Below are 1480 nucleotides of genomic sequence, written 5' to 3'. Positions count from 1 at the left end.
GGCTCAGTGAGTTTTTCTGGGGTTGGGGGGGAAGAGCAGGTGAAATAGATATGGAAATGGCAGGTCCAATCCTGTAGAGTTTTTGGTGACGAAACTAAAAGCTCAAGGAAGAGAACCTGCCATGCACGACTGTATCACCGTTGCCCACAAATTGCCACACTTCGATGTGACCACCGATCCCGAATTCCTTCCCTGCGCCGATGGCAGCATCATGGTACGTACCGCAGGTACTGTTACACTGCCCGTACCTTCGGCATGTCCCCGCTGTTCGTCAATGATGCGCCTACACGCCTATGAGACGGTACATATACGGGATATTCCTATCTTCAATGCACAACACCTGCTTGAAGTAAGATACCAGCGTCACCGGTGTAGTTGCTGTGGAGCAGAGGTGAGCCAAGACATTCCGTTTAAAACGGATGGTCATTTCATCACCGATCGATATGCACGTTTGGTAAGCCGGTATCTGGGTTATGGCATGACGAACAAAACGGTCCATCGCCTGTTGGGCTTAAACGTACATCTGGTGAAAGCGCTCGATAAGGGAAGACTGGAAGGATTGTATGGGAAAGCTCCCAAAACACCCTCGCGGTACATCGCCATTGATGAGATCAGCATCCACAGCCACCATCGCTACGCTACCGTAGTCATTGACCTGGAGACGGGCCATGTACTATTCTGCGAGGCGGGCAAGCGCAAGCAACAGGTACAACACTTCATACAGTATGTCGGTAAACAGTGGCTAAGCAAGGTAGTGGCAGTAAGTATGGACATGAACGCCCAGTATGACAGTGCTTTCAAAGAGGCAGCTCCCCACATCCAGATCGTCTACGACCCGTTTCACCTCATCAAGCTCTACGGGGACAGCGTTATTACGAAGCTACGCCGCCGGTTGCAACAAGAGGCATTGGAGAGGGAGGATCGGGCGACTTATGAAGAACTCAAAGGAGGCCGGTTCATCCTGCTATCGAATCGAAGGACACTTGAAGCACAGGATTCAATGGCACGGGAGAATAACCGCGATCTGTCCGAGAACTACGAGCGCAAAGGACTACAGATCCCTGCCGGCAGGCGCCGGCAACGGACGGGCAAGCTCAGTCACCTCGATAGGCTGATGGGGGTAAACAAGGGACTCAATGTCGCTTATGTGCTCTTGGAGCAATTCAAGCTGGCCTACGCAGTACGGGATCCACTTGTATTGGAATCAGGTATGCACCAGTGGTGCCACATTGCCAGGCAATCCAAGATCCCCGAGCTTCTTTCTTTCGCTGCTACCGTGGAGAACCATCTGCAGGGTATTGTCAACCATGCATACCATCCCATCAGCTCAGGCAAGCTGGAGGGAACCAACAACCTCGCCAAGGTCATCAAACGCAATGCTTATGGATTTGTCGACGATGAATACTTCTTCCTCAAGCTCATGGCTGCTTCCAGGAGACCCTACTACAAGCCTCGTTCCCCCAGATTTTTGCACTGAGCC

1 protein-coding gene is annotated in these 1480 nt (G+C 52.0%); it reads left to right on the top strand.

Translation table 11 applies throughout. The features are described from left to right. Positions 1–85 precede the first annotated feature (85 nt). Positions 86–1477 (top strand): ISL3 family transposase, encoded by a 1392-nt coding sequence (locus tag ACODJP_RS13720; RefSeq protein WP_422482458.1) that lies wholly within the window; start codon positions 86–88, stop codon positions 1475–1477. The last annotated feature ends 3 nt before the right edge of the window (positions 1478–1480 follow it).

Source organism: Pleomorphochaeta sp. DL1XJH-081 (genome assembly GCF_049310885.1).
Taxonomy (GTDB): domain Bacteria; phylum Spirochaetota; class Spirochaetia; order Sphaerochaetales; family Sphaerochaetaceae; genus CAYZJV01.
This window is presented reverse-complemented; position numbering and strand designations above follow the sequence as displayed.